Genomic DNA, 15,769 nt, shown 5'->3' with positions numbered 1-15,769 from the left:
TCAAAAACACCTTCAGGAGCGGCGGGTCTGACCCGCCATGGACAGTCCCTCGTCATGCAAAAACAAAAACTGATCGCCCTGTTTCCGGAAGCCAGTTTCGGCGCGGCCTTGAACTGCATTGGTATCGCTCAGTCGCTGCGCGAGCTGGGCGCCAAACCGGTATTCATCTGCCATGAGCATTTCCAGGGGTTGTTCGCCGAATACGGTTTCGACGAATACCCGATTCCGCAAGCGAGCCCGTTGTCGGCGGCAGAACACCAGCACTACTGGGAGCGCTTCATCGAGCGCAGCATTCCCTACTTCGACCAGACCCCGCTGGCACAGATCGACAGCTACGTGGCGCCGGCCTGGGAAGCCATCATCGACACCGCCATCGAAGCGGAAAAAGCCTTGCAGCAGTTGCTCGGCCGCCTCAAGCCCGACGTGATCGTGCTCGACAACGTGGTGATGTTCCCGGCCATCGCCAATGCCGGCTGCCCCTGGGTGCGGGTGGTGTCCTGCGCCGAAACCGAACTGCCGGATGCGGCCGTTCCGCCCTACCTGTCCGGGTGCCTGGCCAGCGACACCCAGGCCTGCGAGCGTTACACCGAGCAGTACCTCAAGGCCGTCGCGCCAGCCCATGAACGCTTTTCGCAGTTTCTCCTCGGCAACGGCACCGCACCGTGCCCAGCGGGGCAGTTCCTCACCGACTCGCCATGGCTGAACCTGCTGCTGTCACCGACGCCAGTGCGCTATGCGCGCCAGCAACCGCTGGACCCGCAACGCTACGTGTACCTCGACGGTTGCGTGCGCCGCGAAGCGCCGTACATCGTCCCGGACTTTCCACGGCACAACGACGCGCCGCTGATCTACCTCAGCTTCGGCAGCCTCGGTGCCGCCGACACCGGGATGATGAAGCGCCTGATCAGCACTATCGAAACCTTGCCGTACCGCTTCCTGGTCAACGTCGGCGCCTACCGCGACATGTACACCACCGTGCCGGACAACGTGTACCTCGACAGCTGGTTTGCCCAGCCGGCGGTACTCAAGGAATGCCAGTTGTTCATCCATCACGGTGGCAACAACAGCTTCTGCGAGGCGCTGTACTTCGGCCTGCCGTCGCTGATCATTCCGTACTGCTGGGACGGCCACGACAACGCCGCCCGCGCCGAGGAAGTCGGCGTCGGCCGCTACCTGCCGCGCTTTGCAGATCCCCTGGCCGCCCTGCCCGCCGCCCTTGAACAGCTGCTGGCCGACCAAGCGATGAAACAACGCCTCAAAACGTTCAGCGAGCGCATGCAGGCGACCCGCGGCACCGACATTGCCGCCCGCGCCATTCTTGCGCTGCCAGACCTCTAGCCATAACAACAAAAACCGTCGGGCCACCGAACGCAATCGTCGCTGCCCGACACACCGCCGGAGTTTCAGCATGAATGCCCCATCGCGTCTCGATGCGCTTGACCGTGCCCTGCCTCACCCCTTTTGGCAGGACACCGTCACCCCGCCGCCCGCCGCACCTTCCGTTACCGGCACAGTGCAATGCGACCTGGCGGTGGTTGGCGGTGGCTTTACCGGATTGTGGACGGCGTTAATGGCGCGCCAGCGCAACCCCGGGCTGAGCATCGCGATCATCGAGGCCCGGCGCTGTGGCGGTGAGGCCAGCGGGCGCAACGGCGGTTTCTGCGCGCCGAGCATTTCCCATGGAGTGTCCAACGCGCTCAAGCGCTGGCCGGATGAAGCAGAGCAACTGATCCGCCTGGGCCGGCAGAACCTCGATGAGCTGGCCGCCGATCTGCAACGCTTTGATATGCACGTCGAGTTCGAACGCCAGGGCAAACTCAACGTCGCCAGCCAGCCGTGGCAGGTCGACGGCTTGCGTTCCATGCAGCGCAACTACGCCCGCTTCGGCATTGATTGCCAGTGGCTGGAAGGCAGCGACCTGGCACACAAGCTTGATTCACCGACGTATGCAGCCGGCCTGTTCGAGCCCAATTACGCCCTGCTCAACCCGGCGAAAATGGCCGCTGAACTACGCCGTGTCTGCCTTGAACAAGGGATTCAGCTGTTCGAAAACAGCCCGGTGCTGCAACTGAATGCAGACAAGGACAACGTGCGCCTGCGTACAGAAAGCGGCGAAGTGACCGCTGGAAAAATCGCCCTCGCCACCAACATCGCCCCGCCGCTGCTCGGCCATCTGGCTTCGAGCGTGATCCCGGTCTACGACTACAGCCTGGTCAGCGAACCCTTGAGCGATGCGCAGCTGCAAGCCATCGGCTGGACTGGCCGCTACGGCATCGCCGACGCCGGCAACCAGTTCCACTACCTGCGCAAGACTGCCGACAACCGGATTCTGTGGGCCGGCTTTGATGCCATCTACCATTTCGGGGGGCGCCGCGACGAAGCCCTGACCCAGCGCCCGCAAAGCTTCCAGCGCCTGGCCGAACAGTTTCAGCAGACCTTCCCGGCCCTGCGCGGCGTGCACTTCAGCCATGCCTGGGGCGGCATCATCGACACCTCCGCGCGCACCACGATGTTCACCGGTTGCGAGCACCAGGGCCGCGTCGCCTATGCCTTGGGCTTCACCGGGCAAGGGGTGTCCGCCAGCCGCTTTGCCGCGCTGAACATGCTCGATCTGCTGGCCGGCGAGCGCACCGAACGCACCGAGCTGCTGATGACTTCCAAGGCGCCGTTCCGCTTTCCGCCCGAACCCCTGCGTTATGTCGGCGTGAAACTGGCCCAGCGCTCACTGGCGCGCGAAGACCGCGACGGTCACCGCGACCTGCTGCTCAAGACCTTCGATGCCTTTGGCATCGGTTTCGATTCCTGATCCGGAGACCACCATGTCCACAGCCCTACCCCGGCACGTCATCGACTTCGCCAGCGACCTTGCCCCCCGTGAAACCGAAATCAACGACCCGGCCGTGGTCGACGCGCCTTATCGCAGCAAGAGTTGGCGGCACTTTGTGAGCCCTGAGAAAAACGCCGTGGCCGGGATCTGGGAGGCAGGACCGCACCGCGAGCGTTGCCAGTGCGATTACGACGAGCTGTGTCACATCCTCGAAGGCAGCGTGCGCCTGACCGATGCCGAGGGCGTCGCGCGCACGTTCGGACCCGGTGATTCCTTCGTGGTCGCCAGCGGATTCAATGGCACCTGGGAAAACCTCACCACGGTGCGCAAGGTCTACTTCATCCTCGGCTAAACGGCCCCGACCGCTACATCCGGCTGCTGACGCACCTGATTGCGCCCGTTGCGCTTGGCCTGGTACAGCGCATCGTCGGCGCGGGTCAACAGGCTTTCCGGTGTGTCGCCAGTTTGCGCATGGGCCACGCCGAACGACGCGGTGATGGTGTCCAGCACTGTGTCGGTGCCCCGGGCCTTGACCCGCAGCGACTGGATTTTCAGGCGCAGGCGCTCGGCAAAAGCGCACGCGGTGGCCAGGTCCGGGCAGTCCTTGAGCACTACGCAGAACTCCTCGCCGCCATAACGCGCCGCGAACGCTTCTTCGGGCAGCGAATCGCGCAACACCCGGGCGACATGCTGAAGCACGCGGTCGCCCAAGGGATGGCCGTACTGGTCGTTGAATTGCTTGAAGTGGTCGATATCCAGCATCACCAACGCCACACCCGCCGCCATGTTGCCCATGGCCTGTTCAAGCTGGCGGTTGAAGGTGGCGCGGTTGAGCAATTCAGTCAGGCCATCGAGGGTCGCGGCCAGTTGGGCGCGCTCCAGCTTGTCCCGCAGGCTTTTGATTTCATGCTGCGCGGACTGCAATTGGGCGAGGAAATGCTCCTGCTGCCCCTGCATCAGCCGGGTGCTCTGTTGCAACTGGGTCAGGATGCTCGGCAAGCGCTCGTCGGCGGGTTCTTCGAGCATTTGCAGGTATTGGCCGAGGCTGGCCTGGAAGTTCTGGTTGCCTTTCACGCTGCGCGAAACATCGCGCTCCATGTCGTCAACCAGGTTGATTGCGTCCTGCTGCCCGGAGCGGGCGTCCGCCAGTTCATCGCGGATGATGTACTCGCGAAACAGTTTGGCGGCCGACTCCGGCGGGAAATAGTCGAAGTCGTTGACCACCCGGTCCAGGTGCCGATTGAGCTCCGGCTCCTGACCTTTGCTGTAGGTGTACCAGAGCGCGTAGTGCACCGGGTTGGGCGGAATGTTGTGACGAACCATCAGCGGCACTGCCTGCTTGAGCAATGCCGCGGCCTCGCGGGAGTCTTCTGGATACAGCGCTAGAACAGTCGCACGCGTGTCTGATTGGCTCATGGTTTCACTGTGATTGTTATCATTGGCGTTTGGCAAACTCGCTGAGCATAGCGATACGCCCGGCAAACGACCATCCCGAATTACACAATCACTTCAACCCGGTACGCCCGAGGTATTGCACCCAGCTTTTTGTAGGAGCGAGCCTGCTCGCGATGGCGGTGCATCAGTCAACGAAGATGTTGGATCTGATGGCCTCATCGCGAGCAGGCTCGCTCCTACAGGGTCCTGCGTTTTAACTGACTGCCATCACGACTGCGCGCAGGCTGCAAAGCCTGGACCCGAGGTATTGCACCAGGCTTTTTTGTGGGAGCGAGCCTGCTCGCGATGGCGGTGCATCAGTCAACGAAGATGTTGGATCTGATGACCTCATCGCGAGCAGGCTCGCTCCTACAGGGTTATGCGGTGCCTGTATTACCGCGCAGCCCAGGCATTGAAGCGCTGTTCAAGCTCTTCGCCATGGTCGACCCAGAACTCCGCGTCCACGGCCCGGGCGCCGGCCAGGTTGGCCTCGGCGGTCGGCAGTTGGTCCTGCACGTCCTTGGGCAGCAATGGCAGGGTCTGGCGATGTACCGGCCCGTAGGGGATGGTTTCCGAGAAGACTTTTTGCGTCTGCGGCTGGCTGGCGAACGCGATGAAGTTTTCCGCCAACGCCTTGTTCGGCGTGCCTTTGACCACGGCCCAGTATTCCGGGTCGTACAGGCTCTGCGGCCAGACGATGCTCAGCTTCATGCCTTCCTTTTGCGCCGAGGCGATCCGGCCGTTGTAGGCGGCGCTCATCACCACGTCCCCGGCCACCAGCCATTGCGCCGGTTGGGCGCCCGCCTCCCACCACTGGATGTTCGGCTTGATCTGGTCGAGCTTGGCAAAGGCCCGCGTCACGCCTTGGGGGGTGTTCAAGACCTTGTACACGTCGTCCGCCTTGACGCCATCGGCGAGCAACGCGATTTCCAGGGTGTATTTGGCGCTCTTGCGCAGGCCGCGCTTGCCCGGGAAGTCGGCGACATTCCAGAAGTCCGCCCAGGACTGCGGCGCCTTGGCCTGCTTGCTCTGGTCGTAAGCCATGACCATCGACCAGACGTAAGTGGCCACCCCGCACTCGGTCAACGCACCGGGCACGAAGTTCGCCGCATCACCGAAGCGCCCGGCGTCGAGCTTCTCGAACAGACCCTCCTCGCAGCCGCGCAACAGCTCGGGGCTTTCGACTTCCACCACGTCCCAGCTGGTGTGACCGGCGGAGACCATGGCCTTGATCTTCGACAACTCGCCGTTGTACTCACCGGCGATGATGTTGCCCGCGCCGCTGGCGTTGAAGGGCTGGAAATAGGCCTTATCCTGGGCCTGTTTGGTAGCGCCACCGAAGGAAATCACGGTGAGGTCCTGGGGGGCCGCCCACACACTGGCACTCAACAACGCCAGGGCAAACGGAACACTGCAACGCAAGGATCTGGACATGGATCGCTTCCTCGGGGCTTGTCGGCCCGTTGTTGTTATGGGTGTTCGGATTCACTCAAGTAAGCCGCCAGGCGATCCATCAAGCGGTCACAGGCCGCCATCTGGACAACGCTGACAAATTCATCGGGCTTGTGCCCCTGGTCCATGCTGCCGGGGCCGCAGACCACCGAAGGAATGCCGGCCTGATCGAACAGCCCGCCTTCGGTGCCAAAGGCCACGGTGCTGAACTCGTCGCTGCCGCACAGTTGGGCAATCAGCCGGGCCGCCGCGCTGGCGGCGGGCGTCGCCAGGCCGGGATAGGCCGAGATTTTTTCAAAGCGGATACCGGTATCGGTGTCCACGGCCTGCATGGCCGGCAGCAGCGTCTGCTCGGCGTAGTCCTGCAGTTCGTCGACGACCACTTGCGGGGCGAAGTCCGGCAAGGCACGGATCTCGAAATCGAAACGGCAGTCCGCTGGCACGATGTTCAGCGCCGTACCGCCCTGGATCACCCCGACCTGCACGGTCGAGAACGCCGGATCGAAGCGCTTGTCATGCAGTTGTGGCCGGGCCAGGGTGGCGCCGATGTCGCCCAGCCGACCGATCAGGCGTGCGGCCTGCTCGATCGCATTGACCCCGTAAGGCGCGTAGGCCGAATGGCAAGCGGCGCCGCGTACGTGGCAACGCATCGCCAGCTTGCCCTTGTGGCCGAGCACCGGCTTGAGCTCGGTCGGTTCGCCGATCAAACACAGCGCCGGCGCCGGGATCCGTTGGGGCAGCACTTCCAGCAAGCCGCGCACGCCGAGGCAACCGACCTCTTCGTCATAGGAAAACGCCAGATGCACCGGGCGCTTCAATGGACTGGCGAGAAACATCGGCACGGCCGCCAGCACAGAGGCCAGATAGCCCTTCATGTCCGCGGTGCCACGGCCATAAAGCTTGCCGTTCGCCTCGCTCAGACTGAACGGTTCGACCGTCCAGGCCTGACCGTCCACCGGCACCACGTCGGTGTGCCCGGACAGCACGATGCCGCCGGCCACACGCGGGCCGACCGTGGCCAACAGATTGGCCTTGGTCCGCTCGGCGTTGTAGATCAGTTCGCAATCCACGCCCAGTTCGTGCAGGTAGTCGCGCACGAACTCGATCAGCTCCAGGTTCGAATCGCGGCTGACCGTGGCGAACCCGATCAACCGCGCGAGCATGGCGCGGCTGCGCAACTCACTCATCGCCGGGCACTCCATAGGCGGGGGCCAGGGTCGGATTGAGGGCGCGGGTCAGGTAGTCCTGAAGTTGCGGCTCGTAGGCCGACCACAGTTTGCCCAGCTCGCCAATCGGGTTTTCATCGGCCCAATCCACCCGCAGGTCGACAATCGGCCAGGTCAGGTCACCGACCACCGACAGCGCCGCCGAGTGCACCGCGCCGGCTTCGCCACCGGCATCCTGCCCGGCCTGCAAGGCGTTCATCAGCCGGGTGGCGAGGCAGCCCTCGCTGTTTTCGAACGCCGCGACCATCGCCTCGATCACCCCACTGTTGGCCAGCAGGTTGCCGGCCGCCACGCATTGGTCACCGGCCACCGCGTTATTGATGCCCAGGGCATGGTTGCCACTGAACACCGCCGTGCGCCCATGAGCATCGACCACCGCCACCTGCCGATACTGGCTGTAGCCGTTGCGGGTCAATGAGTGATCCAGCGCCTGGGGCGGCGCCGAGCCGTTGGCCAGTTCATCGAGGATCTGCGGGCCGAGGGCCGGCAGCGTGATGTTCTGGCTCGACACCGCGCCGACACCGGCACGCAGCCACGGGCAGCGCGCGCCGACGGCAATGCTCGAAGAGCTGATGGCAATGCCCAACTGGCCGGTCTCGGCGCAGCGACCCACGATGGAAAAAGTCATGGCGAATTCCTTATTCAGGGATGACAGCGATCACGTCGATTTCCATCAGCCACTGCGGCTGGCCGAGGGCGCTGACCACCAGGCCGGTGGAAATCGGGAACACGCCCTTGAGCCACTTGCCAACCTCCTGGTACACCGGCTCGCGGTAGCGCGGGTCGATCAGGTAGGTGGTGGTCTTGACGATGTGGCTCATGTCGCTGCCCGCCTCTTCCAGCAATTGCTTGACGTTGCGCATGGCCTGTTCGGCCTGGGCACGCGGATCACCGAGGCCCACCAGTTGGCCGTTGAAATCGGTGCCGACCTGACCCCGCACATACACGGTGTTGCCGGCGCGCACGGCCTGGCACAAATCGTTGTCCAGCGTCTGGTTCGGGTAAGTGTCTTTGGTGTTGAACATGCGGATGCGGGTATGAGTAGGCATTAACGAACTCCCATGAGGCTGGCTTTCTGAAGAGGTGCACGGGCGGCTTCGGCTTGACGCTGGGTGGCATCCCGATAGTTGAGATAGGTGTGCTGTTTAACGATGTGATCGGCGATGTGCTTGGCGTCGTGCCAAACGCCCCAGATGAATGCGGAGCCGCGACGGGACTGCCAAGGCAACCCGACGAAATACACCCCCGGCTCGGCCGATACGCCGCGCTGGTGCTGCGGCTTGCCGTTGTCCTTGAAGGCATCGACCTTCAGCCAGCTGTAGTCGGTGGAGTAACCGGTGGCCCAGATGATCGTGGTGACGCCGGCCTTGAGCAGGTCCAGCTCCAGGATTGGATTGGTCACGCAATCCGGGTCCGCCAGCATGGCCCGGGCTTCAGGTTCCAGCGGCAGGTCCAGGCCGTTGCGTTCGATATAGGCGTCGGCCTTGTCGAGCAGCGCGAGGTAGTTTTCATCGCCACGCTTGATGTTGTCGGCGAGGTTGTTTTCGAAACAAACCACAGCGCCGTTGAACGCCTGGGTCAGGCCGACCAGGGTCATGCCCTGATGGGCCAGGCGGCGGAAGTCCACGGTGTGGCCGCCACGGGCACCGCTCACGGCGATGGTCACGTGTTCCTTGCCCGGTTGCATGGCTTCGGCATCCCACTCGCCGAGCACCCCCAGCCACCAGCAGAAATCGCGGTTGCGATAGGCACGGGGCGGACGGTCGTGGGCGCCCACCGACAGGTAGACCTGTTTGCCGGAACGTTGCAGTTCATCGGCGATCTGCACGCCCGAGGAACCGGCACCCACCACCAGCACCGCGCCTTCGGCCAGTTGCTGCGGGTTGTAGTATTGGGCGGAGTGAATCTGGGTGATGCCGGCGATTTCGGGAGCAATCGGCGGAATGGCCGGACGCTGGAACGGACCGGTGGCGACCACCACATGCCGGGCCTCGATCACGCCATCGGAGGTTTCAACGGTGAAACCGGGACGGTCGGTATTGCGTTCAACTTTCTTCACGTCCACGCCGGTACGGATCGGCGCGTTGAACTTGCGGGCATAGGCTTCGAAGTACTGAACCACCTGCTCTTTGCCGGCGAAGGCATCCGGGTCCAGACCGTCGAATTCCAGCCCCGGGAAACGGTCGTGCCATGCAGGGCCGTTGGCTACCAGCGAATCCCAGCGACCGGTGCGCCAGGCTTCGGCGATACGATTGCGCTCCACAACGAGGTGAGGCACACCGAGCTTGCTCAGGTGTTCACTCATGGCCACGCCGGCCTGGCCGGCGCCAACAACAAGCGTATCAATTGCGGTTTTATCAACTGTCATGGCTGTGCACTTCTGAAAGGTGGTTTGATTCAGGTCGGTCATGGCTGCCGCCTCGATTCTGATCACTGTTGTTCTTTTGCTTGGGCTATCGGTGTCAGGGTGTTGGTCGCATTCTGTTCGGAGGCGGGGATTAGCGAAATTATGTTTTTTGTGGTCGCTGGCTAGGAAAAAGCGTCGAGCCGACCGGTCGGCTGTGGAAGGTTGCGAGGGGGCCGATCCCGGCCTATGGTCCTAGCGATGCAATGCCGGCGATTGACGCCTGATGGCACAGCGCCGGCCGATGTCCACCCAGTGCGAATAGCGCAAGGAAGTGACGACATGCCTGACAACTCCCGCCCCGCCGTGCTCGAACTGATCGGCAACACGCCTTTGGTGCGCGTCAGCCGATTCGATACCGGCCCGTGTACGCTGTTTCTCAAACTCGAATCCCAGAACCCCGGTGGTTCGATCAAGGACCGCATCGGTCTGGCCATGATCGACACCGCCGAACGCGATGGTCGCCTCAGGCCCGGCGGCACCATCGTCGAAGCCACCGCCGGCAACACCGGCCTCGGCCTGGCCCTGGTCGGCCGCGCCAAAGGTTATCGGGTGGTGCTGGTGGTGCCGGACAAGATGTCCACCGAGAAGGTCTTGCACCTCAAGGCCATGGGCGCCGAGGTGCACATCACCCGCTCCGATGTCGGCAAGGGCCATCCCGAGTATTACCAGGACGTCGCTGCGCGGCTGGCGGCGGAAATTCCCGATGCGTTCTTCGCCGACCAGTTCAACAACCCCGCCAACCCGCTGGCCCACGAATGCAGCACCGCGCCGGAAATCTGGGCGCAAACCCAGCATGATGTGGACGCCATCGTCGTCGGCGTCGGTTCGGCCGGCACCCTCACCGGGTTGACCCGCTTCTTCAAACGAGTGCAACCGGACCTGGAAATGGTCCTGGCCGACCCGGTGGGTTCGGTGATGGCCGAATACAGCCGCGGCGGCACCCTTCCCACCCCCGGTTCCTGGGCGGTGGAAGGCATTGGCGAAGACTTCATTCCGTCGATTGCCGACCTGTCCAGCGTGCGTCACGCCTATTCGATCAGCGACGAAGAAAGCTTCGACCATGCCCGCCAACTGCTGCGCGCCGAAGGGATTCTTGGCGGCTCATCGACCGGCACCTTGCTGGCGGCGGCGTTGCGTTACTGCCGCGAACAGACCCAGCCGAAACGGGTGGTGAGCTTCGTCTGCGACACCGGTACGCGCTACCTGTCGAAGGTCTACAACGACCAGTGGATGAACGATCAGGGCCTGCTGCAACGCAAGCACTACGGCGACCTGCGCGACCTGATCGCGCGGCGCTTCGAGGATGGACGGGTGATCAGCGTCGGCCCGGATGACACGCTACTGACGGCTTTTCAACGCATGCGCCTGGCAGATGTCTCGCAACTGCCGGTACTGGTGAACGGCAAACAACTGGTCGGCGTGATCGACGAGTCCGACATCCTGCTGGGCGTGCATGAAGACGTTGCGCACTTTCGCAAGGCCGTCTCCAGCGCCATGACCGACAAACTGCAAACCCTGTCCCCCGACGCCACCCTGGCCGAGCTGGAAGCCGAGCTGGGCCGTGGGCTGGTGGCGATCATCCAGGATGCCTCGGGCTTCCACGGCCTGATTACCCGAACCGACATGCTCAACCATTTGCGGAGATCCCTGCCATGAGTCAACAGGATAAAAACGCCCCGCCACAGGGCTTCGCCACCCGGGTGATCCACGCCGGGCAAGCGCCGGACCCATCCACCGGGGCGCTGATGCCGCCGATCTACGCCAACTCCACCTACCTGCAACAGAGCCCCGGGGTGCACAAGGGCCTGGACTACGGGCGTTCGCACAACCCGACGCGCTGGGCCCTGGAGCGCTGCGTGGCCGACCTCGAAGGCGGCACCCGGGGCTTTGCCTTCGCCTCGGGGCTGGCGACCATTTCCACGGTGCTCGAGCTGCTCGACGCCGGCTCGCACATCGTCTCGGGCAATGACCTGTACGGCGGCACCTTCCGCCTGTTCGACAAGGTGCGCCAGCGCAGCGCCGGGCACCGCTTCAGCTTCGTCGACCTGACCGACCTGGCGGCGTTCGAAGCCTCCCTGCAAGACGACACCCGCATGGTCATGGTCGAGACCCCGAGCAATCCGCTGCTGCGCCTCACGGACCTGGCCGCCATCGCCCGCACCTGCCGCGCCCGCGGCATCATCTGCGTGGCCGACAACACCTTCGCCAGCCCGTGGATCCAGCGCCCGCTGGAGCTGGGCTTCGACATCGTGCTGCACTCGACCACCAAGTACCTCAACGGTCACTCCGACGTGATCGGCGGCATCGCCGTGGTCGGGCAGAACGCCGAACTGGCCGAGCGTCTGGGCTTCCTGCAAAACGCCGTCGGCGCCATCGCCGGCCCCTTCGACGCCTTCCTCACCCTGCGCGGGGTGAAGACCCTGGCCCTGCGCATGGAACGGCATTGCAGCAACGCACTGGACCTGGCGCAGTGGCTGGAGCGCCAACCGCAAGTCGCACGGGTCTACTACCCCGGCCTGCCGTCGCACCCGCAACACGAACTGGCCCAACGGCAAATGCGCGGTTTCGGCGGGATGATCTCCCTCGACCTCAACAGCGACCTGGCCGGCGCCAAACGCTTCCTCGAGAACGTGCAGATCTTCGCCCTGGCCGAAAGCCTGGGCGGCGTGGAAAGCCTGATCGAACACCCGGCAATCATGACCCACGCCACCATTCCACCCGATACCCGCGCTGAACTGGGGATTGGCGACGGGTTGGTGCGGTTGTCCGTCGGCGTCGAGGACGTCGAAGACTTACGGGCCGATCTGGCGCAAGCGTTGGCGCGGATGTAAACCACCTGAGTTATGGGACACCGCAAAAACCTGTGGGAGCGAGCTTGCTCGCGATGGCGGTGTGTCAGTCATCGTCATTGCCAACTGATCCACCGCTATCGCGAGCAAGCTCGCTCCCACAGGTCTTTTTTTGGACCGAACCCCCGTTGCCATGCTGGTCAAGCCCGCAAGAGTCCCTATAATCGCGGCGTTTTCGTCTACCCTCACGAAGCGTCGTGCAGCAATCAGCTTGTGCGGGGCGCATCGACATTTTTCCGCTATTGAACCGGAGAACTTCCATGCTCAAACGTACCCTGGCATTGGCCGTCGGCCTGACCCTATCCATTTCCACCCTGCTGGCACAGGCCGCCGAGACCCTCAAGGTCAGCGCCATTCCCGACGAAGCCCCCACCGAATTGCAGCGCAAGTTCAAGCCCCTGGGCGAGTATCTGGAGAAGCAGTTGGGCATGAAGGTCGAGTTCGTGCCGGTGTCCGACTACCCGGCGGTGGTCGAGGCGCTGGCCACAGACCGTATCGACATGGCCTGGCTGGGCGGCTTCACCTTCGTGCAGGCGCGCTTGAAAACCGGCAATGCCATTCCATTGGTACAGCGTGAGCAGGATGCCCAGTTCACCAGCAAATTCATCACCGCCGACCCGGCCGTCAAGTCGCTGGCCGACCTCAAGGGCAAGTCGTTTGCCTTCGGTTCGGTGTCCTCCACGTCCGGCAGCTTGATGCCGCGTTATTTCATGCTCAAGGACGGCATCAAGCCTGAAACCTATTTCAGCCGCGTCGGTTACTCCGGCGCCCACGACGCCACCGTCGCCTGGGTTCAGGCGGGCAAGGTCGATGCCGGCGTACTCAATGCCAGCGTCTGGGAAAAACTGGTCAAGGCCGGCAAGGTCGACACCGACAAGGTCAAGGTCTTCGCTACCACACCGGCCTACTTCGACTACAACTGGACCGTGCGCGGCACCCTCGACCCGGCCCTGGCTGACAAAATCAAGGCGGCCTTCCTCGCGCTCGACCCGGCCAACCCGGAGCAAAAAGCGATTCTGGACCTGCAAGCCGCCAGCCGTTTCATCGAGACCAAGCCTGAGAACTACAAGGGCATCGAGGAAGCCGCGCGCGCTGCCGACCTGCTGAAATGACACTGCATCTGAACCGGGTCAGCCTGACTCACGGCAACGGCGTGCGTGCGCTGCATGAGGTCGACCTGCACATCGCTGCCGGTGAGCAGGTCGCAATCATCGGCCCGTCCGGCGCCGGCAAGTCGAGCCTGCTCAACGTGCTGGCCACCGCCTTGCGCCCGGACGACGGTGCGGTCGAGGTACTCGGCGAGCACGCCTGGCAGCTTGGCGCCCATCGGCGTCAGCAGCTGCGGGCGCGCATCGGCCTGGTGCATCAGGCACCACCCCTGCCACCGCGGCAACGGGTGGTCACCGCGGTGCTGGCCGGAAAGCTCGGCCAATGGGGTTTTGCCAAGAGCCTGCTGAGCCTGCTGCATCCTGTGGATGTTCCGGGCGCGCGGGCGGCACTGGCCAAGCTGGACCTGGGTGACAAGCTGTTCGCCCAGTGCCAGCAGTTGTCCGGCGGCCAACTGCAGCGCGTAGGCATTGCCCGGGTGCTGTACCAGGCGCCCGAAGTGCTGCTGGCCGATGAGCCGGTGTCGGCGATGGACCCGGTGCTGGCCGGGCACACCCTGTCAGTCCTCTGCCGCCATGCGCAGGAACACAAGGTGACCCTGGTCGCCAGCCTGCATGCGGTGGAACTGGCCCTGACGCACTTTTCACGCATCATCGGTTTGCGCGACGGTCAGGTCCTGTTCGACCTTCCCGCCAGCGACGTCGACCACGATTTGCTCGACAAGCTCTACGCCAACGAACAACTGCTGTCGCCACCCGTTCCGGTGGCGCCCTTGAGCCTGCAGATTCCACGATGCTGACGCGCGATACACGAGACCCGGCCACCCTGCCCCGCCTGCTGCTCAGTCTGTTGGCACTTGCCCTGCTGTGGCCCGGTATTCATTTCAGCGAACTGGACCTGGGTGTACTGCTCAAGGCCGACAGCCAGAGTGAGATGGGCCGGTTTGTCTCAGCCTTCTGGCCACCCGCCCATGACGAAGAGTTCCTTCAACTGCTGTGGCAAGCCACGCTGCAAACCCTTGCCATCGCCACCGCCGGCATGGCCCTGGCCTTGCTGTTGGCCGTGCCTGCCAGCTTGTTGGCCAGCCGCGCGCTGTCGTTGTCCGCCGCCTCTCGCAGCGGTCGCCCGAGTGCCTTGGGCCGACTACTGCGCTGGCCGGTGCGCGGGCTGCTGATCTTCCTGCGCAGCGTGCCGGAAATCGTCTGGGCCTTGTTGTTCGTGCGCGCCGTCGGCCTTGGCCCGACGGCCGGGGTGCTGGCCATCGCCATCACCTACAGCGGCATGCTGGGCAAGGTCTACGCGGAAATCTTCGAGTCGGTGGACCAGCGTCCCGCCCACTCACTGCTGCAAGCCGGCAGTGGCCGGTTGGCGGCGTTCTGCTACGGCATCCTGCCCAATGTCGCGGCGGAGTTGCTGTCGTACACCGTGTATCGCTGGGAATGCGCGATCCGCGCGTCAGTGGTGATGGGCTTCGTCGGCGCCGGCGGGCTGGGCCAGCAGATCGACTTGTCGTTGCGCATGTTCGCCGGCGGTGAAGTGGCGAGCATGTTGCTGACCTTTTTCGTCCTGGTGCTGTTCGCCGACCAGATCAGCCACCTGCTGCGCTGGAGGTTCGCATGAATCGCCTGATCAACCTGCTGCTGATCCTGTGCATTGGCGCAGCGGTCGTCGCTTCGTTCCGCTATCTGGGCATCGACCTCGGCGAACTGACGGGCAGCGGTAACCTGAAGCAGATGGGCGCCTACGTGCTGCGTTTTCTCAGCCCGGACCTGAGCGCCGGCCATCTGCAAGCCATCGGCCGTGGCGCCGTGGAAACCATGGCCATGTCGGCCCTCGGCACCCTGCTCGCGGCGGTATTCGGCCTGGTGCTGGCACTGCCGGCGGCCGGGCGTTTCGGTTGGCCATTGCAGAGTGCATCGCGCCTGGTGCTGAACGCCCTGCGCGCCATTCCCGAACTGGTGTGGGCCGCGCTGATGGTGCTGGCCGCCGGACTCGGCCCCAACGCCGGGACCCTGGCACTGGCCATGCACACCACCGGAGTGCTCGGTCGACTCTTCGCCGAAGCACTGGAAAACACCCCGCCGCAACCTGCCGAAGCGATCCGCTTGCAAGGCGGAAACGTCGTCTGGGCCTTCTGCTACGGCACCCTGCCCAACCTGTTTCCGCAGCTGTTGGCGTACATCCTGTACCGCTGGGAAAACAACATCCGTATGGCTAGCGTTCTGGGATTTGTTGGTGCTGGGGGTTTGGGGCAGATGCTCTATGTGAGTCTTAGCCTGTTTCAGGAGGCTCAGGCTAGTACGGTGATTTTGGCGATGTTGGTGCTGGTGTTTGCTGTTGATGGGTTGAGTAGTTGGAGTCGGCAGCGTTGGGTTAAGGCGTGAAGCGGCCAGTGTGTCGTCGTGATCCCGGGCAAGTCGGATCGCCGCCTTAACATATACAGGGGCGTGCATTGGCTGACAGGACG

Annotated in this window: 15 protein-coding genes and 1 pseudogene; 10 read left to right on the top strand and 6 right to left on the bottom strand. The window is 63.8% G+C overall.

The genetic code is table 11. The features are described from left to right. Positions 1–54 precede the first annotated feature (54 nt). The 3 genes from AABM52_RS12035 to AABM52_RS12025 all read left to right on the top strand — a co-directional run bounded on the left by AABM52_RS12035 (position 55) and on the right by AABM52_RS12025 (position 3,179). Positions 55–1,338 carry a glycosyltransferase gene (locus tag AABM52_RS12035; protein ID WP_347911959.1) on the top strand — a complete coding sequence of 428 codons (1,284 nt, stop codon included), beginning with the start codon at positions 55–57 and terminating at the stop codon, positions 1,336–1,338. Positions 1,339–1,408: 70 nt separating this feature from the next. Then, the gene (locus AABM52_RS12030; protein ID WP_347911958.1) at positions 1,409–2,806 is read left to right on the top strand and encodes an FAD-dependent oxidoreductase; all 1,398 of its coding nucleotides are present in this window, start codon (positions 1,409–1,411) and stop codon (positions 2,804–2,806) included. A 13-nt stretch (positions 2,807–2,819) separates the two neighbouring features. Beyond that, on the top strand, positions 2,820–3,179 hold the full coding sequence (locus AABM52_RS12025) for a cupin domain-containing protein (protein WP_347911957.1): 360 nt from the start codon (positions 2,820–2,822) through the stop codon (positions 3,177–3,179). Here the strand turns inward: AABM52_RS12025 and AABM52_RS12020 are convergent. The 6 genes from AABM52_RS12020 to AABM52_RS11995 all read right to left on the bottom strand — a co-directional run bounded on the left by AABM52_RS12020 (position 3,176) and on the right by AABM52_RS11995 (position 9,349). Next, the gene (locus AABM52_RS12020; RefSeq protein ID WP_347911956.1) at positions 3,176–4,243 is read right to left on the bottom strand and encodes a GGDEF domain-containing protein; all 1,068 of its coding nucleotides are present in this window, start codon (positions 4,241–4,243) and stop codon (positions 3,176–3,178) included. The two genes, AABM52_RS12025 and AABM52_RS12020, sit on opposite strands and share 4 nt — an antisense overlap. A 411-nt stretch (positions 4,244–4,654) precedes the next feature. Further along, positions 4,655–5,695 carry an ABC transporter substrate-binding protein gene (locus AABM52_RS12015; protein ID WP_347911955.1) on the bottom strand — a complete coding sequence of 347 codons (1,041 nt, stop codon included), beginning with the start codon at positions 5,693–5,695 and terminating at the stop codon, positions 4,655–4,657. Positions 5,696–5,730: 35 nt separating this feature from the next. Then, the gene (argE, locus tag AABM52_RS12010; protein ID WP_347911954.1) at positions 5,731–6,900 is read right to left on the bottom strand and encodes an acetylornithine deacetylase; all 1,170 of its coding nucleotides are present in this window, start codon (positions 6,898–6,900) and stop codon (positions 5,731–5,733) included. Then, positions 6,893–7,567 carry a DUF1028 domain-containing protein gene (locus AABM52_RS12005; RefSeq protein ID WP_347911953.1) on the bottom strand — a complete coding sequence of 225 codons (675 nt, stop codon included), beginning with the start codon at positions 7,565–7,567 and terminating at the stop codon, positions 6,893–6,895. The genes argE and AABM52_RS12005 overlap by 8 nt, the downstream gene beginning before the upstream one ends. A gap of 10 nt (positions 7,568–7,577) precedes the next feature. Beyond that, entirely contained in the window at positions 7,578–7,988 is a 411-nt protein-coding gene (locus tag AABM52_RS12000; protein ID WP_046042476.1) for a RidA family protein, read from the bottom strand. After that, on the bottom strand, positions 7,988–9,349 hold the full coding sequence (locus AABM52_RS11995; RefSeq protein ID WP_347911952.1) for an NAD(P)/FAD-dependent oxidoreductase: 1,362 nt from the start codon (positions 9,347–9,349) through the stop codon (positions 7,988–7,990). Before AABM52_RS11995 ends, AABM52_RS12000 begins: the two co-directional genes overlap by 1 nt. 276 nt (positions 9,350–9,625) lie before the next feature. On the opposite strand from AABM52_RS11995, the gene AABM52_RS11990 reads away from it, so the two are divergent. The 7 genes and pseudogenes from AABM52_RS11990 (at position 9,626) to phnE (ending at position 15,686) form a co-directional block, all read left to right on the top strand. Continuing rightward, positions 9,626–11,002 carry a pyridoxal-phosphate dependent enzyme gene (locus tag AABM52_RS11990; RefSeq protein ID WP_056727372.1) on the top strand — a complete coding sequence of 459 codons (1,377 nt, stop codon included), beginning with the start codon at positions 9,626–9,628 and terminating at the stop codon, positions 11,000–11,002. Further along, positions 10,999–12,177: a PLP-dependent aspartate aminotransferase family protein gene (locus tag AABM52_RS11985; protein ID WP_347911951.1), complete on the top strand. Its 1,179-nt coding sequence runs from the start codon at positions 10,999–11,001 to the stop codon at positions 12,175–12,177. Before AABM52_RS11990 ends, AABM52_RS11985 begins: the two co-directional genes overlap by 4 nt. Positions 12,178–12,230: 53 nt before the next feature. Further along, positions 12,231–12,302, top strand: a pseudogene (locus AABM52_RS11980) (DUF4381 domain-containing protein); the annotation flags it as partial. 153 nt (positions 12,303–12,455) lie between these two features. Further along, positions 12,456–13,307, top strand: coding sequence for a putative selenate ABC transporter substrate-binding protein (locus tag AABM52_RS11975; RefSeq protein ID WP_347911949.1), 852 nt, complete (start codon positions 12,456–12,458; stop codon positions 13,305–13,307). Then, positions 13,304–14,101 (top strand): ATP-binding cassette domain-containing protein, encoded by a 798-nt coding sequence (locus AABM52_RS11970; RefSeq protein ID WP_347911948.1) that lies wholly within the window; start codon positions 13,304–13,306, stop codon positions 14,099–14,101. Before AABM52_RS11975 ends, AABM52_RS11970 begins: the two co-directional genes overlap by 4 nt. After that, positions 14,095–14,922: an ABC transporter permease subunit gene (locus tag AABM52_RS11965; protein WP_347911947.1), complete on the top strand. Its 828-nt coding sequence runs from the start codon at positions 14,095–14,097 to the stop codon at positions 14,920–14,922. Before AABM52_RS11970 ends, AABM52_RS11965 begins: the two co-directional genes overlap by 7 nt. Then, positions 14,919–15,686, top strand: coding sequence for a phosphonate ABC transporter, permease protein PhnE (phnE, locus tag AABM52_RS11960; protein ID WP_347911945.1), 768 nt, complete (start codon positions 14,919–14,921; stop codon positions 15,684–15,686). Before AABM52_RS11965 ends, phnE begins: the two co-directional genes overlap by 4 nt. Positions 15,687–15,769: the final 83 nt, after the last annotated feature.

This window comes from Pseudomonas grandcourensis, from assembly GCF_039909015.1.
Lineage (GTDB): Bacteria > Pseudomonadota > Gammaproteobacteria > Pseudomonadales > Pseudomonadaceae > Aquipseudomonas > Aquipseudomonas grandcourensis.
The sequence above is the reverse complement of the archived record's forward strand: the minus strand, read 5'-3'. Positions and strand labels throughout refer to the sequence as shown.

Bases quoted from the DNA above. Each gene is read 5' to 3' on its own strand.
- AABM52_RS12035 (WP_347911959.1), top strand. From the start codon at position 55: ATGCAAAAACAAAAACTGATCGCCCTGTTTCCGGAAGCCAGTTTCGGC.
- AABM52_RS12030 (WP_347911958.1), top strand. From the start codon at position 1,409: ATGAATGCCCCATCGCGTCTCGATGCGCTTGACCGTGCCCTGCCTCAC.
- AABM52_RS12025 (WP_347911957.1), top strand. From the start codon at position 2,820: ATGTCCACAGCCCTACCCCGGCACGTCATCGACTTCGCCAGCGACCTT.
- AABM52_RS12020 (WP_347911956.1), bottom strand. From the start codon at position 4,243: ATGAGCCAATCAGACACGCGTGCGACTGTTCTAGCGCTGTATCCAGAA.
- AABM52_RS12015 (WP_347911955.1), bottom strand. From the start codon at position 5,695: ATGTCCAGATCCTTGCGTTGCAGTGTTCCGTTTGCCCTGGCGTTGTTG.
- argE (WP_347911954.1), bottom strand. From the start codon at position 6,900: ATGAGTGAGTTGCGCAGCCGCGCCATGCTCGCGCGGTTGATCGGGTTC.
- AABM52_RS12005 (WP_347911953.1), bottom strand. From the start codon at position 7,567: ATGACTTTTTCCATCGTGGGTCGCTGCGCCGAGACCGGCCAGTTGGGC.
- AABM52_RS12000 (WP_046042476.1), bottom strand. From the start codon at position 7,988: ATGCCTACTCATACCCGCATCCGCATGTTCAACACCAAAGACACTTAC.
- AABM52_RS11995 (WP_347911952.1), bottom strand. From the start codon at position 9,349: ATGACCGACCTGAATCAAACCACCTTTCAGAAGTGCACAGCCATGACA.
- AABM52_RS11990 (WP_056727372.1), top strand. From the start codon at position 9,626: ATGCCTGACAACTCCCGCCCCGCCGTGCTCGAACTGATCGGCAACACG.
- AABM52_RS11985 (WP_347911951.1), top strand. From the start codon at position 10,999: ATGAGTCAACAGGATAAAAACGCCCCGCCACAGGGCTTCGCCACCCGG.
- AABM52_RS11975 (WP_347911949.1), top strand. From the start codon at position 12,456: ATGCTCAAACGTACCCTGGCATTGGCCGTCGGCCTGACCCTATCCATT.
- AABM52_RS11970 (WP_347911948.1), top strand. From the start codon at position 13,304: ATGACACTGCATCTGAACCGGGTCAGCCTGACTCACGGCAACGGCGTG.
- AABM52_RS11965 (WP_347911947.1), top strand. From the start codon at position 14,095: ATGCTGACGCGCGATACACGAGACCCGGCCACCCTGCCCCGCCTGCTG.
- phnE (WP_347911945.1), top strand. From the start codon at position 14,919: ATGAATCGCCTGATCAACCTGCTGCTGATCCTGTGCATTGGCGCAGCG.